This is a genomic window from Streptomyces decoyicus, from assembly GCF_019880305.1.
Lineage (GTDB): Bacteria > Actinomycetota > Actinomycetes > Streptomycetales > Streptomycetaceae > Streptomyces > Streptomyces decoyicus.
In genome coordinates, this window is record NZ_CP082301.1 from 3999062 (window position 1) to 4024464 (window position 25403).

19 protein-coding genes, 1 tRNA gene and 1 riboswitch are annotated in these 25403 nt (G+C 70.3%); of the genes, 8 read left to right on the forward strand and 12 right to left on the reverse strand.

Going from position 1 to position 25403, the window contains the following annotated elements; genetic code table 11:
- Positions 1-90: 90 nt before the first annotated feature.
- Positions 91-2190 (reverse strand): asparagine synthase-related protein, encoded by a 2100-nt coding sequence (locus tag K7C20_RS17460; RefSeq protein ID WP_078953040.1) that lies wholly within the window; start codon positions 2188-2190, stop codon positions 91-93.
- Between the two features lie 813 nt (positions 2191-3003).
- Between K7C20_RS17460 and K7C20_RS17465 the strand changes: the two genes are divergently transcribed.
- The 5 genes from K7C20_RS17465 (at position 3004) to K7C20_RS17485 (ending at position 8862) form a co-directional block, all read left to right on the forward strand.
- On the forward strand, positions 3004-4452 hold the full coding sequence (locus K7C20_RS17465) for a hypothetical protein (protein ID WP_030088381.1): 1449 nt from the start codon (positions 3004-3006) through the stop codon (positions 4450-4452).
- Positions 4453-4668: 216 nt separating this feature from the next.
- Positions 4669-5880, forward strand: a complete 1212-nt coding sequence (gene lhgO, locus K7C20_RS17470) for an L-2-hydroxyglutarate oxidase (protein WP_030088383.1) — start codon at positions 4669-4671, stop codon at positions 5878-5880.
- A 183-nt stretch (positions 5881-6063) separates the two neighbouring features.
- On the forward strand, positions 6064-6969 hold the full coding sequence (trmB, locus tag K7C20_RS17475; RefSeq protein WP_030074359.1) for a tRNA (guanosine(46)-N7)-methyltransferase TrmB: 906 nt from the start codon (positions 6064-6066) through the stop codon (positions 6967-6969).
- 27 nt (positions 6970-6996) lie between these two features.
- Positions 6997-8307 (forward strand): PrsW family intramembrane metalloprotease, encoded by a 1311-nt coding sequence (locus tag K7C20_RS17480; protein WP_245170954.1) that lies wholly within the window; start codon positions 6997-6999, stop codon positions 8305-8307.
- A gap of 96 nt (positions 8308-8403) precedes the next feature.
- Entirely contained in the window at positions 8404-8862 is a 459-nt protein-coding gene (locus K7C20_RS17485; RefSeq protein WP_234341321.1) for a very short patch repair endonuclease, read from the forward strand.
- Here K7C20_RS17485 and K7C20_RS17490 read toward each other — a convergent pair.
- The 4 genes from K7C20_RS17490 to K7C20_RS17505 form a co-directional block, all read right to left on the reverse strand.
- On the reverse strand, positions 8803-10092 hold the full coding sequence (locus tag K7C20_RS17490; protein ID WP_063753798.1) for a DNA cytosine methyltransferase: 1290 nt from the start codon (positions 10090-10092) through the stop codon (positions 8803-8805). The genes K7C20_RS17485 and K7C20_RS17490 overlap by 60 nt on opposite strands.
- A gap of 183 nt (positions 10093-10275) precedes the next feature.
- Positions 10276-12090, reverse strand: a complete 1815-nt coding sequence (locus K7C20_RS17495) for a DEAD/DEAH box helicase (protein WP_409351348.1) — start codon at positions 12088-12090, stop codon at positions 10276-10278.
- Between the two features lie 8 nt (positions 12091-12098).
- Positions 12099-13508 (reverse strand): ParB/RepB/Spo0J family partition protein, encoded by a 1410-nt coding sequence (locus K7C20_RS17500; RefSeq protein ID WP_342452551.1) that lies wholly within the window; start codon positions 13506-13508, stop codon positions 12099-12101.
- A gap of 16 nt (positions 13509-13524) precedes the next feature.
- The gene (locus K7C20_RS17505; RefSeq protein ID WP_030074369.1) at positions 13525-14211 is read right to left on the reverse strand and encodes a hypothetical protein; all 687 of its coding nucleotides are present in this window, start codon (positions 14209-14211) and stop codon (positions 13525-13527) included.
- Between the two features lie 210 nt (positions 14212-14421).
- On the opposite strand from K7C20_RS17505, the gene K7C20_RS17510 reads away from it, so the two are divergent.
- Both K7C20_RS17510 and K7C20_RS17515 read left to right on the forward strand, forming a co-directional pair.
- On the forward strand, positions 14422-15318 hold the full coding sequence (locus K7C20_RS17510) for a hypothetical protein (protein ID WP_222892621.1): 897 nt from the start codon (positions 14422-14424) through the stop codon (positions 15316-15318).
- 36 nt (positions 15319-15354) lie between these two features.
- The gene (locus K7C20_RS17515; protein WP_030074372.1) at positions 15355-15657 is read left to right on the forward strand and encodes a hypothetical protein; all 303 of its coding nucleotides are present in this window, start codon (positions 15355-15357) and stop codon (positions 15655-15657) included.
- 149 nt (positions 15658-15806) lie between these two features.
- Here the strand turns inward: K7C20_RS17515 and K7C20_RS17520 are convergent, their stop codons facing one another.
- Together K7C20_RS17520 and K7C20_RS17525 are read right to left on the reverse strand one after the other, a co-directional pair.
- Positions 15807-16763: an aldo/keto reductase gene (locus K7C20_RS17520; RefSeq protein WP_030074374.1), complete on the reverse strand. Its 957-nt coding sequence runs from the start codon at positions 16761-16763 to the stop codon at positions 15807-15809.
- Positions 16764-17014: 251 nt separating this feature from the next.
- Complete coding sequence (locus tag K7C20_RS17525) at positions 17015-18148, reverse strand: M23 family metallopeptidase (RefSeq protein WP_030074375.1); 1134 nt, start codon at positions 18146-18148, stop codon at positions 17015-17017.
- A gap of 11 nt (positions 18149-18159) precedes the next feature.
- Positions 18160-18306, reverse strand: a riboswitch (cyclic di-AMP (ydaO/yuaA leader).
- Between the two features lie 292 nt (positions 18307-18598).
- On the opposite strand from K7C20_RS17525, the gene K7C20_RS17530 reads away from it, so the two are divergent.
- A complete protein-coding gene (locus tag K7C20_RS17530; protein WP_030074376.1) occupies positions 18599-19792 on the forward strand; it encodes a DUF2332 family protein in 1194 nt (397 codons plus the stop codon).
- 127 nt (positions 19793-19919) lie between these two features.
- On the opposite strand, the gene K7C20_RS17535 is transcribed toward K7C20_RS17530, so the two are convergent.
- The 5 genes from K7C20_RS17535 to K7C20_RS17555 form a co-directional block, all read right to left on the reverse strand.
- Positions 19920-21062, reverse strand: coding sequence for a PP2C family protein-serine/threonine phosphatase (locus tag K7C20_RS17535; protein WP_078952860.1), 1143 nt, complete (start codon positions 21060-21062; stop codon positions 19920-19922).
- 342 nt (positions 21063-21404) lie between these two features.
- A tRNA-Lys gene (locus tag K7C20_RS17540) sits at positions 21405-21480 on the reverse strand.
- 177 nt (positions 21481-21657) lie between these two features.
- Entirely contained in the window at positions 21658-23793 is a 2136-nt protein-coding gene (locus tag K7C20_RS17545; protein WP_053208582.1) for a DEAD/DEAH box helicase, read from the reverse strand.
- Between the two features lie 296 nt (positions 23794-24089).
- The gene (locus K7C20_RS17550) at positions 24090-24749 is read right to left on the reverse strand and encodes a hypothetical protein (protein ID WP_246655308.1); all 660 of its coding nucleotides are present in this window, start codon (positions 24747-24749) and stop codon (positions 24090-24092) included.
- 234 nt (positions 24750-24983) lie between these two features.
- Complete coding sequence (locus K7C20_RS17555; protein WP_006604686.1) at positions 24984-25334, reverse strand: metallopeptidase family protein; 351 nt, start codon at positions 25332-25334, stop codon at positions 24984-24986.
- Between the last annotated feature and the right edge of the window lie 69 nt (positions 25335-25403).

Below are 25403 nucleotides of genomic sequence, written 5' to 3' on the forward strand. Positions count from 1 at the left end.
GCAGAAACCACCCCGCCCCCGCCCGGCCACCCGCCCGCGCCCGGCCACCCGCCGGCGCCCGGCCACCCGCCGACGACAACGCCCCCGGCCTCAAACCAGCCGCGCCCGCGGAACCACTCCCCCCGCGACCGCCTTTTGGCGTGGCGCCCCGGCCCCCGTCCAACACGTCCCCCGCCGCGCCACCAGCCGCCGCAGCCACAGCTCCGTGGAGACCAGCTCGGCCAGCCCGTCCAACGGCAGCGCCGCCCCCTCCGCCGCCGACCGCAGCGCCTTGCGGACCACCCGGGCCTCCACCAGCCCCGCATCGGCCAGCAGCGGCGTGTCGAAGAGCTGCACCAGGTCACCGACGGCGCCGCGCAGCCCGGCACGTACGGCCGCCGCATGGGTGACGTGCGAGGTGGCGCCCCAGCCGGGCGGCAGATCCCGTACCCCGGCCCCGGCCAGTACGGAGCGCAGCACCGCCGCCCGCGCCCCCGGCTGCACCCGCAGGGTGTCCGGCAGGGCGCGGCAGGCGAGCACCACCTGGTTGTCGAGGAACGGGGCGTGCAGCCGCTGGTTGCGGACCTCGGCGGCCTGCTCGAAGACGCGGTGGTCGGCGGCCTGACGGGCCAGTGCGGCTCGGGCGCGCCGCTCCCCGGGGCGGCCGACGGCGGGCGAGCGGGTCGCCGCATCGCTGAGCCGAACCGATACTTCAGCCAGCGCCTCCCCCGTGAGCCAGCGCGCGGCGGGCCCCGGCCCGCACCACGCGAGCGCGGCCAGCGAGGCGTCCACGGCCCCGCCGGCCACCGGCTCGTCGGCGAACTGCCGCTCCAGGAGGCGGCGCGCCGTATCGGCGATGCCGGCCGAGTACGGCGTACGGGCGAGCCTGCGGGCGGCGCGGTAGACCGTGAAGGGGACGAGGACGGACTGCGCGGAGGGGCCGTCCGCCTTGGCCAGCGCGGTGACCGGGCGCAAGAGATGGCGTCGGCGGCGGTCCATGAGGAGGTCGGCGAGTCGGGCGGGGTGGGCGTCGAGGACCTGGCGGGCGCCGTGTCCGACGAAGTGGTCCGCGCTGCCGGCCAGCAGCCGTCGGCGGTGACGGCTCGCGGTGGTGAGGGAGGGGCCCGGCTCGTCCGTGAGCGGGCCGATGCCGAGGTCCGCGTACGGGAGGGCCTCTTCGCCCGCCGCGACGACGACATGGTGCAGCCGCGGATTGTCGGCGATGGTGCGGGCGCGCTCCAACTCGGCGTCGCGGTAAGCCTGTCCGCCGTTGGTGGCGCGGTCGTTGAAGGTGACGGCCAGGAGGCGTTCGCCGTGACCGTTGAGCCTCCCGGGCTGGCCGGGAAGGCCGGCGGCCAGCAGGGCGAGGGTCCCGGAGGCGCTGCCGCCGGAGAGGTCGGCGCCGATGCCGGGGGCCGGCGCCCCGCGCGCCGCGCGCCGCTCGGCGGGCCCCATGCCGGGCACCGGGCCGGGGTCGAGGCCGTCGAGCCCGTCCGGGTCGGGGGCGTGCCGGGGCCCGGCGAGCCGGGCGCGGACCGCTTCGACCAGGGCGTCGCGGACGCCGTCCACGGCTTGTTCGGGGGCGAGTTGGGGCGCGGCGACAGCGAGCGAGGCGGTCGGCTCGAAGGAGGTGATCTCGCCGGCGCCGCCGCGCAGCACCAGGGCGTGTCCGGGCGGGATCCGGCGGACCCCTTCGTACGGCGTGCCGGCACCGAGCGCCTCGGGGATGTCCGGGCAGGCCAGCAGCGCGGCCAGGTGGCCGACGTCGAGGCTGGCCTCGACGAGGTCGGCGAGCGGGAGGGCGGCGGTGGCGTAGGCGGTGCCACCGGCCCAGGGGGTGTGGAAGACAGGACGGGCACCGGCCAGGTCGCCGGTGACGGTGATCCGCCGCCCAACCTGGACGACGGCGGTGTAGCTGCCGGGCCAGGCGGTGAGATGGCGCAGCGCGCCCCCGCGGGCCGCGAACAGCCCCACCCGCAGTTGGTCGTCGGTGGCTCCGCAGACCCCGAAGACCGCGAGCCGGGTCTCGGGGTCGGCCTGTACGACGCGGACCTCGTCCGGCCGCCAGTCGCCGACCGCCCAGAGGGGATCCGGCTCGTTCCACAGGAGTTGGGCGCCTACGGGGAGCACCGCGCGGCTTTCCTCGCCGGCCGTCGGCCCTGTGAGGGACGGCCCCGTGGCGGCACTGCTCCACCCCACCAACCAGCGCATCGCCGCCTCCACCCGATTTCCCCGTGCGCCGGGGCCAACGGCCACCCCGTACAGCGGATTGCCCGGCTGTCGCCGAGCTGTTGTGGCGACCATGCTGCCATGACAGGGGCACGGGGGAGGTGTCGAAGCGGGCCCGTATACGGGCGGTTCGCGGCGCCGACGGCCGCCGAGGGTCGGCGGGCGGGCCCTTGGGAGCGTCACGGGGGCACCACGGGCGGTCCGTGAACGGTGGAGCGGGCGGGGCGCCGGGCTTCGGGGCACGGCCGTGCGCGCCGGCCCCCGGTACGCCTCGCACCGGGCGCGAGTCCTCCGCCGCATCGGCCCCGGGAGGCCCCCCGTGTGGCCCCCGGGGCGACCCCCGAGCATGCGACGGCGCGAAATCATCACCCGTCGATTTTCGGCCAAAGTCCGCTCTATACAGCCCAGTTGACACATTCGGGCGTTGCGTCAACCGGTGACAGGGACGGCCGGCGACCGGTCTGCGCGACGGTCCGGGAGGCGGGCTGCGCCCCCCGGACCGGACCGTCACCCGCGGGGAATGGGGTGACGGTATCCCCCAGCCCACTGGATCCAGTGCAGCGGGCCGACCCACGCAGAAGACATGGAAGCGCTCCCGATATCGGGCGGCCAGCGCGCACGGACGGGCGCACGGGCACACGTACCCGGAGCACATGCCAATTCCCGCACCCCTGTTTGAACATGAATCTCGCCATCCGGGACACCGACTCTTAACGGTCGGGATCCGGCGAACTACTCTGGGTGGACGCATGCCCCGGGGTACCGGGGCGGCCGTCGCTGTGTCGAGGGGTGCGCATGTCCAGGGATATACGCGGGCCGAACGAAAAGCTCGGCACCGTTCTCGCCCTCGCGGGTATCAGCAATGCCGGACTGGCGCGCCGGGTCAACGACCTCGGTGCGCAGCGCGGACTGACGCTTCGCTATGACAAGACGTCGGTGGCGCGATGGGTCTCGAAGGGCATGGTGCCCCAGGGCGCCGCGCCCCATCTGATCGCGTCCGCGATCGGCAGCAAACTCGGCCGGCCGGTCCCGCTGCACGAGATCGGACTGGCCGACGCGGACCCTGCGCCCGAGGTGGGCCTGGCATTTCCCCGCGATGTGGGCGCCGCGGTGCGCTCCGCGACCGAGCTGTACCGACTCGATCTGGCCGGACGACGGGCGGGCGGCGGCGGCATCTGGCAGAGCCTGGCCGGATCCTTCGCCGTGAGCGCGTACGCCACCCCCGCCTCGCGCTGGCTGATATCCCCGGCCGACAGTTCGGTGGCGCGGGAGGCGGCCGAGGCCCGCGACAAGGACGCCGCGGCGGCCGGCGACGGCGGGATTCCGCAGCACGTCGGCCACAGCGATGTCAGCAAGCTGCGCGAGGCGGCGGAGGACGCCCGCCGCTGGGACTCCAAGTACGGCGGCGGGGACTGGCGTTCCTCGATGGTTCCGGAATGCCTACGGGTGGATGCGGCGCCGTTACTTCTCGCCTCGTACAGCGATGAGGTGGGCCGTGCGCTGTTCGGGGCGACCTCCGAGCTCACCCGGCTCGCCGGGTGGATGGCCTTCGACACGGGCCAGCAGGAGGCCGCACAGCGGTACTACATCCAGGCACTGCGACTGGCCCGCGCGGCCGCCGACGTCCCCCTGGGGGGATACGTCCTCGCCTCGATGTCCCTCCAGGCGACCTACCGCGGCTTCGCCGACGAGGGCGTCGACCTCGCCCAGGCCGCCCTGGAACGCAACCGCGGTCTGGCCACGGCCCGGACCATGAGTTTCTTCCGCCTGGTGGAGGCACGGGCGCAGGCCAAGGCCGGCGAGGCGCGTGCCTGCGAGGTGGCGTTGAAGGCCTCCGAAGGCTGGCTGGAGCGCTCCCGCAGCGGCGACCCCGACCCGTCGTGGCTGGACTTCTACTCGTACGAACGCTTCGCGGCCGACGCCGCCGAGTGCTACCGCGATCTGCGGCTGCCGCGTCAGGTCCGCCGCTTCACCGAGCAGGCGCTGTCCCGCCCCACCGAGGAATTCGTCCGCTCCCACGGTCTGCGCCTGGTCGTGTCCGCGGTCGCCGAACTGGAGTCCGGCAATCTGGACGCGGCCTGCGCGGCGGGCACCCGCGCGGTCGAGGTGGCCGGCCGCATCTCCTCCGCCCGCACCACCGAGTACGTCCGTGATCTGCTGCACCGCCTGGAGCCGTACGGCGACGAGCCGCGGGTGGTGGAGCTGCGGGAACGGGCGAGACCGCTGCTGGCGGCGCCGGCCTAGGGGGAGACGCCCCCTAGGCCCTGAGTCGTCACACTCCCGTCGTCCGCCCGAAGAGCGGGCCGCAGCGGAGCGGCTCCGGACACCGTCGCATCGGCGTACCGGGGCTGTCCGATCGGCATTGTCAGTGCCGGCCGTCATGATGGGATACGTCGTCGGCGATGATGCGCGGGTCCGCGGCGACGGGCGGGCCTGCGGTCATGCGGTTGGGGAGGTGCAGTGGCGGCGTACGACTGCGATGTGCTGGTGATCGGTGCCGGCATCGTCGGACTCTCTACGGCCTACGCGATCACGCGCGCCGCACCCGGCACGCGCGTCGTGGTCCTGGAGAAGGAGCCCGGCCCGGCCCGCCATCAGACCGGACGCAACAGCGGCGTGATCCACAGCGGCATCTACTACCCACCCGGCTCGCTCAAGGCCCGCTTCGCCCTCCAGGGCTCGGCGGAGATGGTGAAATTCTGCACCGAACACGACATCCCGCATGAGGTCACCGGCAAGCTGATCGTCGCCACGGACCGCAGCGAGCTGCCGCGGCTGCACGGCCTGATCCAGCGCGGCCGGGAACACGGCCTGCCGGTGCGCGAACTGGGCCCCGCCCAGATAGCCGAGTACGAACCCGAGGTGCGCGGCCTGGCCGCCATCCATGTCGGCACGACCGGCATCTGCGACTTCGGCGCGGTCGCCCGCCGCTTCGCCCGGCTCGCCGAGGACGCCGGCGCGCAGATCGTGTACGGCACCGAGGTGACGACCATCGGCCGCCGCCCCGGCCGGGTGGCGGTCCGTACGGCCGACGGCACGGTCCACCGCGCCCGCGCCCTCGTCAACTGCGCCGGTCTGCACTGCGACCGGATCGCCCGGCTGGCCGGCGACGCCCCGGGCATGAGGATCGTCCCGTTCCGCGGCGAGTACTTCACCCTCGCTCCGGAGCGCGCCTCGCTCGTCCGCGGCCTGGTCTATCCGGTCCCCGACCCGGCCTTCCCCTTCCTCGGCGTCCATCTGACCCGCGGCATCGACGGCGCCGTCCACATCGGCCCGAACGCCGTCCCCGCCCTGGCCCGCGAGGGCTACGACTGGCGCACCCTCCGCCCCGCCGAGCTGGCCGGCACCCTCGCCTACCCCGGCGCCTGGCGGATAGCCCGCCGCCACTGGCGCTACGGCGCCGGCGAACTCCACCGCTCACTGTCCCGGCGCGCCTTCGCCGACGCGGTCCGCCGCCTGCTCCCGGCCGCCCGCGAGGAGGACCTGCGCCCGTCCCCGGCCGGCGTCCGCGCCCAGGCCGTCCTCCCCGACGGCACCCTCGTCGATGACTTCCTCTTCGCCGAATCCCCCGGCATGATCCACGTCCTCAACGCCCCGTCCCCGGCGGCCACGGCCTCGCTCCCCATCGGACGCAAGGTGGCACGACGGGTACTGGGGGTGCTGGGGCGCTGACGGACGCCCGGTCGGTCCGCCTGCACACCCACCACCCACAAGCCATCACCCACCACCCACCAACCCCCACCCCCAGGCCCCAACCGCCTCCCGCTCCCCGCTCCCCGCTCCCCGCTCCCCGCCGGCTGCCGACCGCCCTCAGCCGCCCCTCCCCCACCCCACCATCCGTAGAATCAACTCACTGTGTCCGAGAATCCCGCCACCCCCGAAACCGACGCCCGCGCAGCGAACGCCCAGGAAGCCGACGCTCCGGCCGCCGCACCCCAGGCCCCCGCCCGCGAAGCCGTCCCCCAGGAAGCCGACGCGCCAGAAGCCCGCAGCCTCGGCTCCACCGCCGTCTCGGCCGCCACCCCGCGCCGCGGTGAGCCCATGTTCCCCGACGGGACCGGCCCCGCCGCCGACCCCGCGGGTTCGCATCACGAGCGGCGCATCCGTTCCTTCCAGCCGCGCCGCAGCCGTGTCTCGCCCACCCAGGCCGATGCGCTGCGCCGCCTGTGGCCGACGTGGGGGCTGGACATCGACGGGCTCTCCCGTATCGACCTCGACGCGTTCTTCGACGGGCTGCCGGTCGTCCTGGAGATCGGCTTCGGCATGGGCGAGGCCACGGCACAGATGGCCGCCGCCGACCAGGCCACCGGCATCCTCGGCTGCGACGTCCACACCCCCGGACAGGGCAATCTGCTCGGTCTCGCGGAGCGGAACGGACTGTCCAACATCCGGGTGGCCAACGGCGACGCGATCATCCTGCTGCGCGAGATGCTGGCGCCCGCCTCCCTCGCCGGCCTGCGCATCTACTTCCCCGACCCCTGGCCGAAGAAGCGCCACCACAAGCGCCGCCTCGTCCAGCCGGAGTTCATCGCCCTGGCGACCACCCGGCTCGCGCCCGGCGCCCTCGTCCACTGCGCGACCGACTGGGAACCGTACGCCGAGCAGATGCTCGAGGTCCTCTCCGCCGAGCCGACGCTCGAAAACCTCTACCCCGATTACGCGCCGCGTCCGGACTTCCGCCCCCTCACCAAGTTCGAGGGCCAGGGCCTGGACAAGGGGCATGTCGTCCACGACCTCCTCTTCCGCCGCCGCGACGCGTAGGCGATCGCCGCTCGTTAGGGTCGATGGGTGTACCCGTCCCAGCCGCCCCCGCACCCGCCGTCCGCACCCACCCCTCCCCCGTACACACCCCACGCGCGCGAGCACACGGGCGCGCACCGCCGCCGGACGGCCCCCTGGCACAGCAGAACACTCCGCGCCATCGCACTGATCTCGATGTTCGCGCTCTCCGGCGTGATCATCGTCGGCATCGTCCGCCAGGAGACCGGCACCGAGGGCTTCCTGGTCGGCCTCGGCCTGGCCGTCTTCCCCGTACCGCTCCTCATCGCGGCGTTCTGCTGGCTCGACCGCGTCGCGCCCGAACCCTGGCGCAACCTCGCCTTCGCCTTCGCCTGGGGCGCCTGTGCCGCGACCCTGGTCGCGCTCCTCGCCAACGGCTTCGCGACCGACTGGCTGGCCGCCAACATCGCCTCCGCCTCACCCTCCGAGGCCGAGGCCTGGGGCGCCACGGTCATCGCCCCGGTCGTCGAGGAGGTGGTCAAGGCCGCCGCCGTACTCCTCCTCTACCGCTTCCGCCGAGGCGACTTCGACGGCATCACGGACGGCATCGTCATCGCCGGCATCACCGCCACCGGTTTCGCCTTCACCGAGAACGTCCTCTACCTGGGCAACGCCTTCGGCGAGGACCAGTCCATGGGCCACTCCGGCCTCGACTCACTCACCGCCGGCACCTTCTTCCTCCGCATCATCGTCTCCCCCTTCGCCCACCCGCTCTTCACGATCCTCACCGGCCTCGCCTTCGGCATCGCCGCCACCCGCTACCCCCGCCGCCGCGCCGCCCGGATCGCGCTCGCCCTCCTCGGCCTGCTCACCTCGGTCCTCCTGCACGCCATCTGGAACGGCGCCTCCTCCCTCGGCGACCTCGGCTTCCTCACCGTCTACGGCCTCTTCATGGTCCCCGTCCTCATCGCCCTCACCTGGCTGGCGATCTGGGCCCGCAACCAAGAACTGCTCTCCCTACGCGGCTACCTCGCCCCCTACATCACCGCCGGCTGGCTCACCCCCACCGAACCCGCCGCCCTCTCCTCCCTCAAAACACGCGCCCTGGCCCGCAACATCGCCCGCCACACCCAAGGCCCGGCCGCCGCCCGCGCGGTCACCGAATACGCCACCATCGCGACCACGCTGTCGTTCCATCGGCGGCGGGCTTGCCTCTTGGGACCCTCCCCGGACTTCATGACCAGGGAGCAGCACTTGTTGCAGCATTTGCGGCATTACCAGGCTTGGGGGCGGGCGTCGCTGATCCATGCGTGGGATGCGGAGCGGCGAGGGCAGGGCGCTGCTCATCAAGCGCACGGGCACGACAGCACACACAGTTAGGAGCGCTGGCCTTGTGATCGCAGCAGTCTCATGGGCCCGATCCGGCAGGTTGCGGCGACCAGCACGCGGTTCGTAGCCAACGCTAGGCTCGGAGATGTGCCCGATGACATTGAGTGGAGTGCTCCAGAGGGGTCCTGGGCCTCGTCGGCTGCACGCCGTCGCAACATGCAGGCGATCCGCAGCCGCGACACTAAGCCCGAGCAACGGATCCGCCGCCTGGTCCATGCCCAGGGTCTGCGCTATCGCGTATCCGCCCGCCCGCTGCCGGACCTTCGGCGAACCGCCGACATGGTCTTCCGCCCGGCCAGAGTCGCGGTCTTCATTGACGGCTGTTACTGGCACGGCTGTCCGGAGCACTACGTCGCACCCCGGACAAATTCCGGTTACTGGTCAGAGAAAGTAACCAGAAACGTCACCCGTGACCGCGATACCGATCAGCAGCTCATCAACGCAGGCTGGCTCGTGCTCCGGTTCTGGGAGCACGAGCCAGCGGAACTATGCGCCGACAAGATCGCCGCTACAGTCATTCAACGGCGCCTCAGCGGGGGAAACTGAAACTTCCAGCACCTCAGCAATCTCCGGCTGCTGGAAGGCGCGCTTCCCCCTCTTCGCACCGAGCTGCTCAATCTGTAGGCCCTCCAGCAGCTCTTCGCGACGGTCAGGCTGCAGCACGGAAGCAATCGCCTGCCCAACCGCCTTAGCCACCGGCGGAGGGAAGGCATTCCCCACCTGCCGGTACTGCGCTGTTTTACCGCCTTGGAACTTCCAGGTCTCCGGGAACTGCTGAATGAGCGCAGCCTGCTGTACGGTCAGCATCGGTCCATCGGGGCGCAGGAATTCACGCTCAAGATGCTTGTCCCGGTCGATCCGCTTCACACTGTCGATGTCGTCGGCAACCCCAAGGGCATTGACGCCGAGAGCACGCCAGGCGGCCTTAGCCCTGCTCGGCCCAAGGTCAGCGCCTCCATGCTTCTTGGACCCACCGACGAGCGTGGGCGCTACCCCCCTGGGCTGATCAGCCTTATCACGCCATTTAATGTAGGCATCCTTGATGCGGGCGACGTCGGCCGGAAATTCTTCGATCAGCCGGTCACGACGGTACTCCATGGTCTTCTCGAGCGCATCGAAAACGTTCTCTTTGCGTTCCGTTACGCCGACCGGCCAAGGGAATTCATCAAGCCCCAGACCTGCCTTCTTACGGTCCTCTTCGCGAATAGCGACGAAGATCGAACGCGGCCGCAGCTGGGGAACATTATAGTTGCGAGCTTCAAGGAGATGCCACCCGCAGAACCAGTATCCCATTCCCTCAATGCTCTTGATGATTGAATTGCAATATTCATCAAACTTGGCATCCATGATGCCGCGTACATTTTCAATCATGACAGCCCGAGGCTTAAATTCGTCGATCAACTGAACCATGCGCGGGAACAAATCCCGCTCATCGTCGCCACCGAGTTGCTTCCCAGCCACAGAGAAAGGGGGGCACGGCACCCCTCCAGCCAAGAGGTCGAGATCTTCTTCACCGACCTCCCTGCCGCCAAGGGCAGCCATTGCTCGCCGGGCATCGAACTCTGAGACGAGATCCTGATTCAGTGCTTCACAGTCACCCCACTCATCGATCTGGGAGAGATTCTCCTGAAGGGTGGCATGCGCGTACTTGTCGATCTCGACTAGGGCAAGGTGCCGGAATCCCGCCCCGTGCAAGCCGAGTGCCTGCCCCCCTGCTCCTGCGCAGATCTCGATCGAGGTCAGCGAAGTGCTCTCGTCACGGCTGCTCGCGCCCATGGGCGTGGATCCTCCTGGTGTGGCTCAAAGCAGATTCTCAAGTGTCGCAGAGTTCTCGGCTGCCGCTTACGAAACGCAGTTGACCGATGGTCTGCTGTCAGCACCAGAAGTTTCCCAGCACGCGTCAAGTCTGCTCCTGGCAGGGCCTCCTGTCAGGAGCAGAACTCTCACGCCCCACGGCTGCTAGCCGCGGCCGATGTGCTTCAGCATCGCCCGGATGTCCTGCGCGTCCAGGCCTCCCGCCATGGACGGTGCCTCCTGTAGATCCGCTAGCTGCTGGACGGAAGGGTCGTCCAACACCCTGGCCATGAAATCCAGCTTCTGTTGCAGGCGAACCGCCACCACTTCGTCCACCGTTTCCTGGGCAGCGAGAACCGTGACCCGGGTCTCGACATCGGGATCCAGCCCAAGCCGGTGGATACGGTCGAGGCTCTGCAGATACCGGCCCGCCATGAAATCCCGGTCCACGTATACGGCGTCATGACATACCTGGTGCAGGCTGATGCCCTCTCCGAGGGTGGCCGGGTTTGACACCAGCACCATGCAGTCCGGGTCCTCACGGAACCGGCGCAACTGCTCCTCACGATCGGGAGTGCCACCATGAACGACCGCCGGTCCGAAGTTCTCCAGCAGCTTGGCCAGCGAGGTCAGGCTGCGCACGAACGTCGTCCACACCAGCGTCTTGCGCCCCTGCTCAGCATTGGCCGCCACAATTTTCGCGGCTTCCGTGTATTTAGGGGCCAGTTCGTAGCTGGGAAGATCCTTCAGCAGCTCGTAGAGAGAGTCACCCTGCGGGATCTCCAGTGGGGGGAGGCGGTATTCCACCGGTTCGTACCTACTGCTCCCCTCCAGAAGCAGCGCCGGGTTGGTCGCCGCCATGAGGAGCCGGAGGGCAGACTTGCCGAGAGCAGCAAAGTCGTCAGCGGAAGGCTCGGCTCGCGCAGACATGTCGCCCACAAGTGCCTGGTAAATCTCCCCATGCAGCGCAGACATCTCTACGGAAACCATCACCGGTTCCAGCGGCGGGAGCTCCAGTTCATGCTTGGTCGTCCGGGTGAAGAGCGGACGGAGCACGGAACTCGCGTGCGCCAGGTCGCCGTCCGCCACTGCCTGGGCGACAGAGCGCTGTCCATAACCCGGCCAGACGAAGCCCAGAAGGTTCTCCAGATCCTTCGCACCGTTCGGTGCCGGAGTTCCCGTCAAGATCAGCCGTCGCCTGGCCAGAGGCCCTAGAGTCATACACGCAGCACCGTACGTACCGCGTGAGCCAAGCTTCATACGGTGCGCCTCATCCAAGATGATCATGGAGGGGGCTTCCTGCAGCCAGGCGGCGAGAAACGGCAGCGAGCGGTCCAGCCGCTCGTAATTGACAATGAGGATCTCGGCCCACTGGTCGCGGGCGGATTCCAGCAGCATCGGGCGAGGCCGGTTGCGGAAGCACGCGCCACTTTCGTAGAGCCATGACTCGTAGGCCGACTTCGGGCTGACTACCATCAGCCGGCTCACGTCGCCCTGCTCCTTCATCGCCGAGTAGACCGCGAGTCCAACGCGGGTCTTGCCAGCCCCCGGAACGCTGAAGTTAGCGCCATGCCGGAGTGACAGCAGCTTCGCGATATCCCGCTCCTGGAACTCTGTCAGCGGAGCAGTCCAGTTGCTGCCCAGCAGGTCCGCGACGTCGCTCGCCGCCAGCCGCTGCTGAGCATCCGGGGCTTCCAGCTCCTTTCGGACCATTTCCGCGTCCTGGACGCTGGAAACGACCAGGTGTCTGAGTTCCGGGGCCCAGCTGACACCTTGAGGGTCGGGCCAGCTGCCAACGGCGTTGAGCTGGGAAAGCAGATCGTCAATCTCAACGATCACTGCGAGGGGGCCGAGTTGGCCGCCCGTGCGGAAACGGGCAGCCAGCTGGACAAGGGCAGAGCGGTATTCCTCGGTAGCCCTCAGGACGACCTTGGTGTGTGAGGTGTCGAAGCCGAGGTGCAGCGTGACGCCGCTGCCCATGTCCGGCATCAGTCACGTTCCAGAGTTGCTGCGTCGAGGAGCCACTTGACGCCTTCTCCGGGCTGGTGGGGGCCCCGGCCGGCCTGCTGTGCCAGCTGCCGGACGCTATCCCGCAATTTGACTGCCGCCTCATCAAAGGCCGCTTCATCCAGGCTGCGGGAGGCCCGCGCCTTAACCAGCTCAACCACGCAGAGTTCGATCGCGGCACAAGCGTCCATCAGCCGCTCCGGAGCGATCTGCTTCCGCTTGCGCAGCCGTGCGTCACGTCCCGCCCGGTCAATGGCCTTGTCGAAGGCCTTGCGCACATCGTCCTGCAACGACTGCGCCGCACGCTTCTCCTCCTCACTCGTCTCCGACGCCGCAACACGCGCCTTTGCCTGGAGGACGCGACGGTTGAGTTCACGCGCAGCGGACACTCTCGACGAGGCTCCCGGTACGGAAAGACCCAGACCAGGAACCGAGATGCTCTCTTCCTGCTCTGCCTCTGGCACAAGATGAGGCGGAAGGGCAGGGGACAGGTAGTGCTCCTGAAACCCCTCCTCGATGTGCCGGACGTCCGTCTTCGAGAATCCCAGGGTGATCGCTGCCATGCGGGTCTCCTTGAGGGTTTCCGCACGGTCAGGATCGGATGCTGCGAGCTTGCTGTAGTCGCGCTGCAGCTCCTTCAGCTTCTCCTGGTGGTCCTCGAAATCGACCAGCCGCAGCGCCGCCTTCCCGTTTTCGCTGCGCTCGATCTGATCGCGAACGACCCTGAGGATCCACCGCTCCTGGTCGTACGTCTTGACCTGGATCCGGAATGCCTTTGCGATGACATCAGGGGTACGCCCCAGGCTCGCCTGCTCCTCCATGGCAAGGAGCCGGTTGATGTACGAGTAGTCGCGGCGGTGGTCCTTGCGCAACTGCAACGACAGTTCCACTGCGTTGATGTCAGCCCAAGTGAACGACTCGGGCAGGACGCCCACACGCATGGAAGCCGCGCCAAGCTCCTTCAGCGCTGCGGCCCGGGTGTTGCCGTTAACCAGGATGCCCTGGTGAGTGATCAGTCCCGGGTCGTTCTGCCCGTATTCCTTGAGGCTCTCCTTGAGCTTGTCGAACGCGGGGTCGCGCCGGATCGGATCGGCCGGCTCCGCTTGCAGCAGGTCCCCGAGATAGTCCTGTCCTGCCTGGCTCCAGGGGTCAGACTCAAGTGCCGAGTCTTTCTCGGCGTTATGGGTCCGCTGCGCCCGGATTCGGTGCGTGGCAGGGTTGTAATAGAGCCCTGACAGAGGCAGATCGATGACCTCGACGTTGAGCGGCTGTCCGTTCCAGTCGACCGTCACGGTCTCGCGCGTACCTCCGGAGTTCTTCACCTCCCCCACACGCTTCTTGATCAGCTCGCTGAACTCGGCCGCCTTCGGCGGCGGCGGGAATTCCTGCATGATGTGCCCCACCCCTCTACTGGCTCTCGCCACAGACCGCCTGCTTGACGGCTCCACGTGCATCCGCCGGCAACGACCGGTACGTTCCCCACAGCTTCTCAAGGATGCTGTACGTACGCTGGTCTGCCTCCATCCACTGAGCGAGCGCCTTACGCTCGACAGGTCCGAGGGTGTCCACCCTCCCCAGCAGCTCCGTCAGGTCGGCCTCGCTGCCCCGGTTTCCCACTCGGCAGCGGTTGCATTCAGTGACCAGCTGCGTCTCCGTACTGCCGTCTGCGAGCTTTACCTGACGGCGTGCGATCTCCAGCTGAGCGGTCCCCGGCCCGCTCCCGAAGCTCTCGCCAGCCCCCACTCCACAACTGCGACACAAATAGCTGTCGGCCTTCATCGCCTCACTCCGCTGAGTAGCGGTCAGAGTGCTGTTCGGCTTTGCCTTCCCCCTGCCCGGCAACCAGACCGGTTCGCCCTCTGCCACAAAGCGATGCTCGTTGCTGTTGAGGCTCGGGTCTTCCCGGTTCGTATCAATCACCCAGCCCGCCTCGCGGAGGTCGCGCATGCGGCGGTCGATCTGCGCGACTCCGGGGAACGCCTCGCGCATCGCCGTTTTCGTGAACAGGCTTCCCTCACCCACCACTTCCACGAGCCATCGGGCAACGCGAACCTTGCTTCCGTACGACGTGTCCTGCCAGGACGGCACGTTCATCACGGCCCCACCCTTCTGCTGACGTCAAGGTCCACTCGGCCGCCACGGAGGAAGTGTGGCGGCCGACGTGTGGTTTCCATATCAGCGGCCTCGCCTCACGATTGCGAGCAGCAACAGAGGTTTCCCGGACAAACGCAACAATTGAATTTAGTCTTGCCGTCACTGTCACTACGGCGAAGGCGGGATCGCATGGCGCAGCAGGGGCGTCGCATGGCTGCGATTGACCTTGGTCTGCCTGCTGGCAACAGAAGACTCGCCGAAGCACTCCGGGCGATGCACCAGCTGTTGCCGCCGGGCCTGGGCACCTACACCGCGATCGCCGAACAAGCGGCCACAGATTGCAATAGTGAACAGTTGAGCAAGACGACCATCTCCCGCTACTTCAGCGGCAAGTTGATAGCGCCAGGATGGTTCATCTGCTGGTTACACGCGACGATCCAGCGTGGACGCCATACTGACGGATCCTTATCCCCGCTCGAAGAGCTGCTGGCACTGCAAAGGTCAGCAAACGAACCGACTGACTGCTCTGGGTGCAACAAGCTCATCAAGGAACTCAGCCGCAGTGAGACGGAGCGCCTGACGGCCATGTTCCAGAAGTGGCAACTGGAACGGGCCCTCGCCGAATGCCGCGACTTGAGCCGCTGGTCCGGTTCAGGAGCCGGCACCCATGAGCGTTTGCAGCACCGACGCAGGCCGCCTAGTGCCCTGCCGGTCCCCTACTACCGCGCGGACCGGCAGCGCGAGCTGAACGACACCCGTGCCGCCGAGACCGTCACCAAGCGCGTGTCGGCTCTGGCCAGCGCGCAGGATCATCACGAAGCCAGTGCCGTTCTTAGCCATGCTGGCGAAGTGTTGCCGCCAACGGAGGTGGCAATCCTGGTAGTCGGACTCCGCAGCAGAGGAGTTCGCGACGAGGCGGAGACGCTCCTCCGGGGGTACGCACGAGACCAGCCTGCCGAGGATGTCATCGGTCTCGCCCACAGCCTCCTGGAGTACAGGCTCTTTTCTGACGCCGAAACACTGCTCCGCGTGGCGGTCAAGCAGGAGCGCGCAGCACCCGGCCGGCGCGCTGCTGACCGCAAGGCATCGAAGAGCCCGCACGCTTGAGGCCGGAAGAGTTGTCCCGACAAGGAGGGTGTACTGATGGCTGAAGTTCCCACCGCAGCAATTGCGGCAACCGGCCTGCTGGGCGGCTACGCCACCGCCCGCTGGACCAAGAAGCGGCCGCTCGGCGGGGTCGCTCTGGCTGCCGCCGGGGCCGTGGCGGCCAGGGGTTGGCAGCAGAAGGCGGGGAATGCGACGGCGGCGGCGCTGAGTGGGGCGTATGTGGCGGCGTTTGCCGGGTCGCATCCGTTGGCCAAGAAGATCGGGGCCTGGCCTTCCGTGTGTGCGGTGGCGGGTGGGGTTGCGCTCGCGTCCTGGGTGGCGGTGGACCGCCGGAAGTAGAGCGGAAGTAGAGCGGGAGCAGAGCGGGAGCAGAGCGGGAGCAGAGCGGGAGCAGAACGGAAGTAGAGCAGGGGTAGAGCAGGAGCAGAGCGCGCGGAGGGGGCGGGGCCTTGGTGGCCCCGCCCCCTCCGCCCCCCGTATGGCGTGGTTCAGGCAGACGCCTCGTTCAGCAGCGCCAGTTCCGCCTCTGTCAGGGTCAGATCGGCCACCGCGAGCAGCGCCGGCAGCTGTTCCACCGTGCGGGCGCTGGCGATGGGCGCCGCGACGGTGGGCTGGGCGGCGAGCCAGGCGAGGGCGATGGTGGCCGGCTCGGCCTCGTGGGCGGCGGCGACCGTGTCGAGGGCCTGGAGGACGCGCCGGCCGCGGTCGGTGTCCACGTACTTGAGCGCGCCTCCGGAGCGGGCGCTGTCAACGGTGGTCCCCGGGCGGTACTTGCCGGTCAGGAAGCCGGAGGCGAGGGCGAAGTACGGGACCGCGGCGAGGTCGTGGCGGGCGGCCACGTCGGCGAGTTCGCCCTCGTAGGTGTCGCGGGAGACCAGGTTGTAGTGGGGTTGGAGGGCGACGTAGCGGGCCAGGCCCTCGCGGGCGGAGAAGGCCAGGGACTCCTCCAGGCGCTTCGCCGAGATGTTGGACGCGGCGATCTCGCGGACCTTGCCGGCCCGGACGAGGTCGTCGAGAGCGGTGAGGAACTCCCCGACCTCGACCGATTCGTCGTCGTAGTGGGTGTAGTAGAGGTCGATGTAGTCGGTGCGCAGACGGGTGAGGGATCCGTCGACCGCGGACTTGATGGTGGCGGCGGACAGGCCCTTGAGGTCCGGGTGGGCGCCGACCTTGGTGGCGATGACGACATCGGAGCGGTTGCCGCGGGAGGCCAGCCAGTTGCCGAGGACCGTCTCGGATTCGCCGCCCTTGTTGCCGGGGACCCAGGCCGAGTAGGCGTCGGCGGTGTCGATGAAGTTGCCACCGCCCGCCACGTAGGCGTCGAGCACGGCGAAGGATGCGGCTTCGTCGGCCGTCCAGCCGAAGACGTTCCCGCCCAGGCACAGCGGGGAAACGGAGAGCGAGCCGAGCGGCCGGTGGTTTCGGGGGCTTTGTGTCGCGGTCATGCGTGGTGGCAGCGTCGGGGGGCGCGGAGTTATTCCTTCCGCTGCCCCCCAGCAGCCACTTCCGTCAGCAGTGTCACCAGCGGTGTCACACGTTGAGGCCGCGCGTCACGTCCTGCGGCCACGCGTCACGCCTGGAGGCCGCGCGTCAGCCTGCCTTGCGGCCGCACATCACACCTGGAGGCCGCACATCACACCTTGAGGCCGCGCGTCAGCCTGCCTTGAGGCCGTGCGTCACATGTTGAAGCCGCGCCTCACACGTTGATGCCGTGGTCGCGCAGCCACGGCATGGGGTCGATCGGGTCGCCGGCGTCGGGGCGGACCTCCAGGTGGAGGTGCGGGCCGGTGACATTGCCGGTGGCGCCGACGCGGCCGATGACGTCGCCCGTGTTGATCTTGCCGGAGGTCTTCACCATCGAGGACAGGTGGCAGAACCAGAGTTCGGTGCCGTCGTCGAGGGTGACGACGATGCGGTAGCCGTACGAGCCGGCCCAGCCGGCCTGGGTGATGGTGCCGGAGTGCACGGCCTTGACGGGAGTGCCGGTCGGCGCGGCGAAGTCCTGTCCGGTGTGGTCAGCGGCCCAGCGGTCGCCGGCCTGGCCGAAGCTGGCGGTGAGGGTGTACGAGGAGACCGGCGCGATGAAGTTCTTCGCCAGCTTGGCGAGGCGTGCGGCCTCCGCCTTCCGGCGGGCCGCTTCTTCTGCCTCGCGCTTGGCCTCCATTTCGGCCGCCTTCTTGGCTGCTGCGGCCTTCTCGGCCGACTTCTGGTGCGTGGCGGCTTCGGTCTCGGCCTTCTGGAAAGCGGCGTGTTCGGCGGCCTCGCGGGCCTCGCTCTCGGCGGCGCCCTGCTGCGCGTCGGCCTGCTGGAGGATGCGGCTGCGCAGCGCCTCGCCGGCGCCCGTGCCCGAGTCCGTCCCTGAGGCCTGGGTCAGGGGGCCGGAGACGTCCTGAACCGCACCGTCCGTTGCGGAGTCCGCGGCCGCGGCGGAGTCCGTGCCGGAGTCCGAGCCCGAGTCCGATATGAGGTCGCCGACGCCGGAGAGGGACTCGGCGTCCGGGAGTTTGTCGGCGAGGTCGTCGGCCATTCCGCCGACGTCCGGCATGGAGATCGGAACCGCCGGGCGGCCCTCGGCCGTGGCCATTCCGCCGGCGCCGACCGCGGCGATGACACCGACGCCCAGGACCGTGCCGCTGCGGGCGAGTCCGCCGCCGCGCTGCTTGGCCACCCGGTGCTTGCCGCGGACGGAGCGGATGGAGTCCTCGGTGGGATTCCATTCCTCCCACGGTCCGTCGTTCGTGTTGTCCGCATCACCGGGGCCTTGGAAGGCACCTCGGTCATCGAGGTCGTAGGCGGACGGACCCTCGGGGGCAGGCCTGTTGGACGCCACGGGGGCGCTCTCCTTTCCTTCCTTCTCGCCTACCGGGTTAGCTGACGGGTTCGGAGCAGGAAGGTCTCCTACGGGCGCCCGCTGGCGGAGGGCGTCCGATTCACCCCAAGGAAGTGGTTCCCCGGTTCCCTTGGTGCAGTTCGAGGTGCTGGAGGTGCGTGAAAAGCGCGTGCGGGATTCGGCGTCGGCGCGCGGTGCCGCCTCTTGCGACGGCTGGGACGACCGCGCTGCGTTATCGGACAGTAATAGAGATCGCAGCCGAATTCCAAGCCTTCCCGTGAATCCCTGTCGTCTCCGCACAAGGTTTGGCGTGGACTTTTTCGGCCAGCACGGCCACAAACCGGGCGAGTTGACCGTCCGCCTCTAAACGATCTCCCGTTGATTGTGCGTCAGTTGTTATGCGGAGGGGTGCCCCTCGGTTACGGAACGTGAGAGCAGTAACGTCGGATCATGGTCGTCAACGTCGGGAACACCGGGAACGTCGAGAGCGCTGCCGCCGGCGCATGGGGAGTGGCGGGGCGGTACCGGGAGTTCTCCTGGCGTCAGGCCCGGGGGCGGTGCACCGCCCATGAGGAGCTGAGCGCGCGGATCGGCCAGGACCCGGAGCTCTGCGATCTGCTGTCGGGGTCGCTGCCGGCCGGCGACAAACAGCAGCCGGACCTCCTGCTCGCCGCCGTCCGCTATCTCGACGGCCCGCACGCCGAGCTGGGCCCGCGCGGCGACCTGGCTTACGGACGCTGGCGCGAGTGGACCATCCGGCACTGGGACGAAGTGCGCGCGGTGATCATGCAGCGTTCCGCCCGGACCGACGAGCCGGCCCACTGCGCCACCCTGCTGCCGCTGCTCGCCCGCCTGCCGCAGCCACTGGCGCTGCTGGAGGTCGGCACGTCGGCGGGGCTGTGTCTGCACCCCGACCGCTATCGCTACCACTACCGCTACCGCTACGAGGACGACAGGGGTGCGGGCGGGGGTGCCCTCCCGGGAGACGCCCTCCGGGGAGACGCCCATCACGGAGATGCCGCCCCCCAACGTGCCCCCCTCCGGGCCGAGGTAGGGGAGCCGGGCAATCCGCTGGTGCTCGGGTGCCGTACGGGATGGCCGGCCGACGAGCTGCCCGACCGGCTGCCCCACATCGTCTGGCGGGGCGGGATCGGCCTCGACCCGCTCGACCCGGCTGCCGAACGGGACGATCTGCGCTGGCTACAGGCACTGGTCCGGCCGGGCGACGGGGAGCGGGCGGCGCGGCTGTCCGCGGCCGTCGACGCGGTGCGGTCGGTGCCGCGCCCGCGGATGGTGCGCGGCGATCTGCTCGACGAGCTGCCCGCGCTCGCCGCCGAGGCGCCGCCCGAGGCGACGCTGGTCATCTTCCACACCGCCGCGCTGGCACACCTCCCGCCCGCCCGCCGCGAGGAGTTCGCGCGGCTCGTACGGTCACTGCTCGACGGCCGGGCCGGCGGCGGACACTGGATCGCCAACGAGCACCACTCCGTCCTGCCCTGGATCACCGCGCCGGCGCACCACCCGCCGCACCCGGATGACGCGCTGCTGACCCTCGCCCTGGACGAGCGCCCGGTAGCGCTCACCGGCCCGCACGGCGAGACCCTGCGGCGGCTCCCGGGGGCAGAGGGCGTGGCCCGGGACTGAGCGCGGGCCCCGCGCTCCCCGCCCACGGAACGCCCCCGCAACGCTCCCGTCCAAGGGACGCCCCGCACACCCCCGCCCACGGCGCCCTGCAACGCCTCCCTACGCCTCCCTACGCCTCCATCGGCCGCTACGCCCCCATCGGCCGCTGCACCGCCAGCAGGGCCATGTCGTCGGCCGGCGCACCGCCCGTATGCCGTGCGACGTCCTCGACGAGGGTCTCCAGCAGGTCGTCCGGGCCCGTGAAGCGGCGGCCGCGCAGTCTGCTCGACGGGGTGTAGAAGCGGCCCAGCAGGTCGCGGGCCTCGGTCACCCCGTCGGTGAAGAAGAGCAGCAGCGCGCCGGCGGGGAAGAACGTCTCGTCCGACCGGTCCGGCCAGCTCGCCACCTCGCCCATCCCCAGGGGCAGCGCCGGCGCCGCGGGAACCAGCTCACGCAGGCCGCCGTCCGGGGTGAGCAGCAACGGGGACGGGTGGCCACGGTTGAGCACACGCAGAACGGACTGCCCGTTGGCGGGGATCTCGGCCAGGACGGCAGTGGTGAACCCCTCGAACTGGTCGAGCCCCGCACGCCGCCCGCCCTCCCGTTGCAGCGCCCGCTCCAGCCGGCCCGCCACCGCCTCCAGGGTCGTCTCCTGTTCCGCCGCCTCGCGGAAGGCCCCGATGACGATCACCGCGGCCTCCACCGCCTCCAGCCCCTTACCCCGCACGTCGCCGACGATCAGCCGTACGCCGTGCGGGGTGTCCTGCACCGCGTAGAGGTCGCCGCCGATCCGGGCATCCGCCCGCGCTCCCACGTAACGGGCGGCGACGGCGAGGCCGGCGAGCTGTTCGGGCGGCGTGGGCAGTACGGCACGCTGGGCGGCCTCTGCGATGTCCCGTACGGACGCCAGGTGGGCATCGCTCCTCCGGACGACCCGGTTGATGCCGAGGGCCAGCAGGGCGATGACGAGGACCATGGCGGTCTCCGCCAGCGACTCGCCGTAGTCCGGTGCGACGCCGCGGTAGGCGACGGCCCAGATCTCGCCGAGCACGGCGGCGAGGGCCGTGAGGGCGGTCGTACGCAGGGAGGAGAACGAGGCGGCGACCAGCGGGGCGGCGCAGAAGAAGGGGGCGGCGGTGTAGCCGGCCGGCATCCCGATGCCGAGGGCGAGGCCGCAGACGATCAGAAGGACGGGGAGCCTGTGCATCAGGTAGCGGCCGGACGGGCCCCGCCGGCCGCGGCGCACCCGCCGCTCCCCCTCGTCCATGGGAGGCGCTTCGTCCTGGAGCATCCGCACCGGCCTCTTCCCGCTCCCGCCCGTCCGTACGAGCACCGTGGTGGCGGCCGCGTCGATGTCCCCAGCGTTTCCGGTACGGCACCGGGCGGCGAATCCTCAGGGGCCGGACGGGTCACGGCGCAGGCCAGGGCAGCAGACGGCAGACGGCAGACGGCAAACCGCAAACACCAGCCAGCAGCCGACAGCCGACAGCCGACAACCGACAGCACAAGATTGCCCCCCACAGGCCCACTTGGAGGCCGCTCACGACCCGGCCAGCGCGAAGGGCCCGGACCGCATACGGTCCGGGCCCTTCGGGTCCTGCTCAGCAGGCCGGACGGTTCTCCCGTCCACTTCTGGTGGGCCATCAGGGGCTCGAACCCTGAACCAATGGATTAAAAGTCCACTGCTCTGCCAATTGAGCTAATGGCCCGCACCGAGCAGCATAGCCCGAGGACGTGCCACAGCCCGAAGGCATTAGGGATCAGGCTGCCCCGCGGGGTGCCACAGGCCCCTTCGGCGGACCTTCACGGGGCCGGTGTCCCCCGCTCAACACGCAGGGCCCGTACGCCACTTGAGTGCGTACGGGCCCTGCGGTCAGCCTGGATGATCAGCCGTTGCGCTTCCAACGGGGCTTGTCGTCACGGCGGCCGAAGGAGCCGGTCGTGGCGCCACGGTGGTCGTCACGGCGGCCGTACGGACGGTCGCCGCCGGAGCGGTGGCCGCCGGAGGCCGGACGGCCACCGGAACGGTCGTCACGGTTGAACGGACGGTCGCCGCCACCGGAGCGGTAGCCACCGGAGGCCGGACGGCCACCGGAACGGTCGTCACGGTTGAACGGACGGCTCGGACGGTCGCCGCGGTCGCGGTTGAAGCCACCACCGGAACGGTCGTCACGACGGTCGCGGTTGAAGCCACCACCGGAACGGTTGTCACGACGGTCGCGGTTGAAGCCACCACCGGAACGGTCATCGCGACGGTCACGGTTGAAGCCACCACCGGAACGGTCGTCGCGGCGGTCACGGTCGAAAGAACGGCCACCCGAGCGGTCGTCACGACGGTCGGAGGAACGCCCACCGGAACGGTCGTCACGACGGTCGCGGTTGAAGCCACCACCGGAACGGTCATCGCGACGGTCACGGTCGAAAGAACGGCCACCCGAGCGGTCGTCACGACGGTCACGGCGCTCGAAGTTGCCCCGGTCGTCGCGGCGCTCGTCCGACCCACCGGCCTGGGCCGGTACGGCGGCCTCGGCGGCGGCCTCGGCCTCGGCGGTGACGGCCGCGGCGGCAAGCGCCTCGGCCGGGTCCTCGCCACGCTCACGGGCGGCACGGGCGGTCAGCCGGTCGGCCTCCTCGCGCAGCTCGGTGGCGCGGCGCTGCAGGCGCTCCAGCTCGCGGGTCAGCTCGGCCACCTCACGCTCGGCCTGCTTGGCGGAGTTGTTGGCGCCGTCGGCCTGGACCTCGGTGAGCGAACGCGCACCGGTGATCTTGGCGACGTCCTCGTCGAAGGCACCGGAGCCGCCGACGATGTGGCGCGAGGCGTCCACGCCCGCGTCCTCCATCAGGCGGAAGATCTGGCGGCGCTGGTGCGGCAGCGACAGCGACACGACGGTGCCGGACTGGCCGGCGCGGGCGGTACGGCCCGAGCGGTGCAGGTAGTCCTTGTGGTCACCGGCCGGGTCGACGTTCAGGACCAGGTCGATGCCGTCGACGTGGATACCGCGGGCGGCGACGTCGGTGGCGACCAGCGCGTTGACGTAGCCGTCCTTGAAGTCCGCGAGCACCCGGGTCCGCGCGCCCTGCGTCATGCCGCCGTGCAGCGCGTCGGCCTTCACACCGGACTCGACGAGCTGCTCGGCGATGCGGTCGGCGCCCAGCTGCGTACGGACGAAGATGATGGTGCGGCCCTTGCGGGCGGCGATGGCGGCGGTGACCGGCGCCTTGTCCTTCGGCTTCACGACGAGGACGTGGTGGGTCATGGTCGTGACGTTGCCCTGGGCGCTGTCGACCTCGTGGGTGACCGGGTTGGTCAGGTAGCGCTTGACCAGGGTGCCGATCTCGTTCTCCATGGTGGCGGAGAAGAGCATCCGCTGGCCGCCGCCGGGGATCTGGTCGAGCAGCTCGGTGACCTCGGGCAGGAAGCCCAGGTCGGACATCTGGTCGGCCTCGTCGAGGACCGCGACCTGGACGTTCTCCAGGGAGCAGGCGCCACGGTTGATGATGTCGCGCAGCCGGCCCGGGGTGGCGACGAGGACGTCGACGCCGCGCTCCAGGGCGTAGATCTGGTTGCCCATGGACGTACCGCCGCAGACGACCTTCATCTTCAGGCCGAGCACGTCGCCGTAGGGCTGGAGCGCGTCCGCGACCTGCATCGCGAGCTCACGGGTCGGGGTGAGGATGATCGCGCGGGGCTTCTTCTTCTCGGTGTGGCCGCCGGTGAGCTGCGCCAGGGTCGGCAGACCGAAGGAGAGCGTCTTGCCGGAGCCGGTGCGGCCACGGCCGAGGATGTCCTTGCCCGCCAGCGCGTCCGGAATGGTCGCGGCCTGGATCGGGAAGGGGGTGGTGACGCCGTTCTGCGCGAGCTTGCGGACGACGCCCTCGGGCAGTCCGAGGTCGGCGAAGGTGACGGTGTCGGTGGCGGCTTCCGCCGCGGGGGTCTCGGGCGACTCGTCGGCCGCCGTCACCTCGGGGGCCGTCTGCTCGTCGGATGCGGGCATGACGGACTGCTCAGTGGAAATGGACATGCGAAATGCGAAACCTTCCGGAGTCTCGGCACGCGCCCAAACTCCGTGTGTTTCACACGACCGCCTCTATGCGGTCAGCCACGGCAAGGGAGAGAACGCGCCACGCGGCGCGCTTCTTTTCTGGCGCCGGGCAAATGGGATCAAACGATCTACCACCATACGCACTCCGCACCCCGGATGGCAAATGACCTTCCGGCCCCGGCCTTCCGCCCCCCTGTAGCCCCACGCCCGGACAACGCTACGCGCCCCGCCCGGCTCCCCCTGCACCCCTTCCGCAATGGCCCTTCTGCGCCTCCCTATGCCCCCTCCTCGTAGAGGTCCGGCTGCGACGACATCGGCGCCACGGGGGACGGTCCGGAGGCCTGCGAGCTCGGCGGCGGCGGGGGGCTGCTCGGCGGCGGGGTCGGCGCGGCGGTGGGCGTACTGGGCGGGGGCGAGGCCGGCGGGGTGGCGGGGTGATCGGGGTGGGACGGCGACGGCTTCGGGTGCCCGGGGCGGCCGCCGTGGCCGTCGCTGCCGCCGTGGTCCCCTCCCGCGCCCGGCTCGGGGCCGGACGGCTGCACGGGGTGGGACGGCACACCGGGCTCGGACGGCGTCGGTTCCGCGCTCCCGGACGCCTTTTTCGCCTTGTCGTCGCCACCGGCCGGTTTCCCGGCGCCCTTGTGGCCCATCCGCCGCGGGCCGGTGCCCCGGCCGTCCGCGGTCACCCCGCCGGGGCCGGGCCCGTCCTTCCCGCCCTGCCGCGCGGTACTGCCCGAGGGTCTCGGTTTCTCCGCATCGCTCACGCTCATACACCCGGCCAGCGACGCGGCCAGCGCGGAGACGACCACCGCCGCGGCGGTGGCCCGGGAGCGCATCCGGCTCGTCGGCGGGCGCGACGAAGGGGCGGGGGTGACGGACGACGACGGGGACGGTGTCGGCGTCAGGGGCGAGTGGTCGTAAGGGCTCGGGCGCACGGCGGGACCTCCGGATCCGGAGCGCAGGGACAGCGGCACGGACGCCCTGCCCAACTCCCGCTCCCCACCTGAGGACACGCACGGGGCCCGGCCGATCGCGCCCGCCGCGCCTTCGGACCGGGCCCGGACGCACACCGGCCCGCAGAACCGGCCCGCAGAACCCGCCCCGCAGGACCGCGGCCCGGCAGACCCGGCCGGTGAGCTTCGGCCGTTCGAGGCCCCGCCCAAGGGCGCTCAGCCGTAGCCGAGCGCGTGCAGCCGCTCGTCGTCGATCCCGAAGTGGTGCGCGATCTCATGAACGACCGTCACTTCGGTCTCCGCGACCACGTCCTCACGCGTGTCGCACATCCGCAGCGTCGGCCCCCGGTAGACGGTGATCCGGTCCGGCAGCACGCCCGCGTACCACTCCCCGCGGTCGGTCAGCGGCGTCCCCTCGTACAGCCCCAGCAGCCCGGGGTCGTCGGCCGGCGGCTCGTCCTCGACGAACACCGCCACGTTGTCCATCAGCCGGGTCAGTTCCGGCGGGATCCGGTCCAGCGCCTCGGCGACCAGTTCCTCGAACTCCTCGCGCGTCATTTCCAGCACACCACCATTCTCCGCCACCCGGCCCCACCACCGATCGTCGCGGCCCGCCCGTGACTCCGCACCCCAACC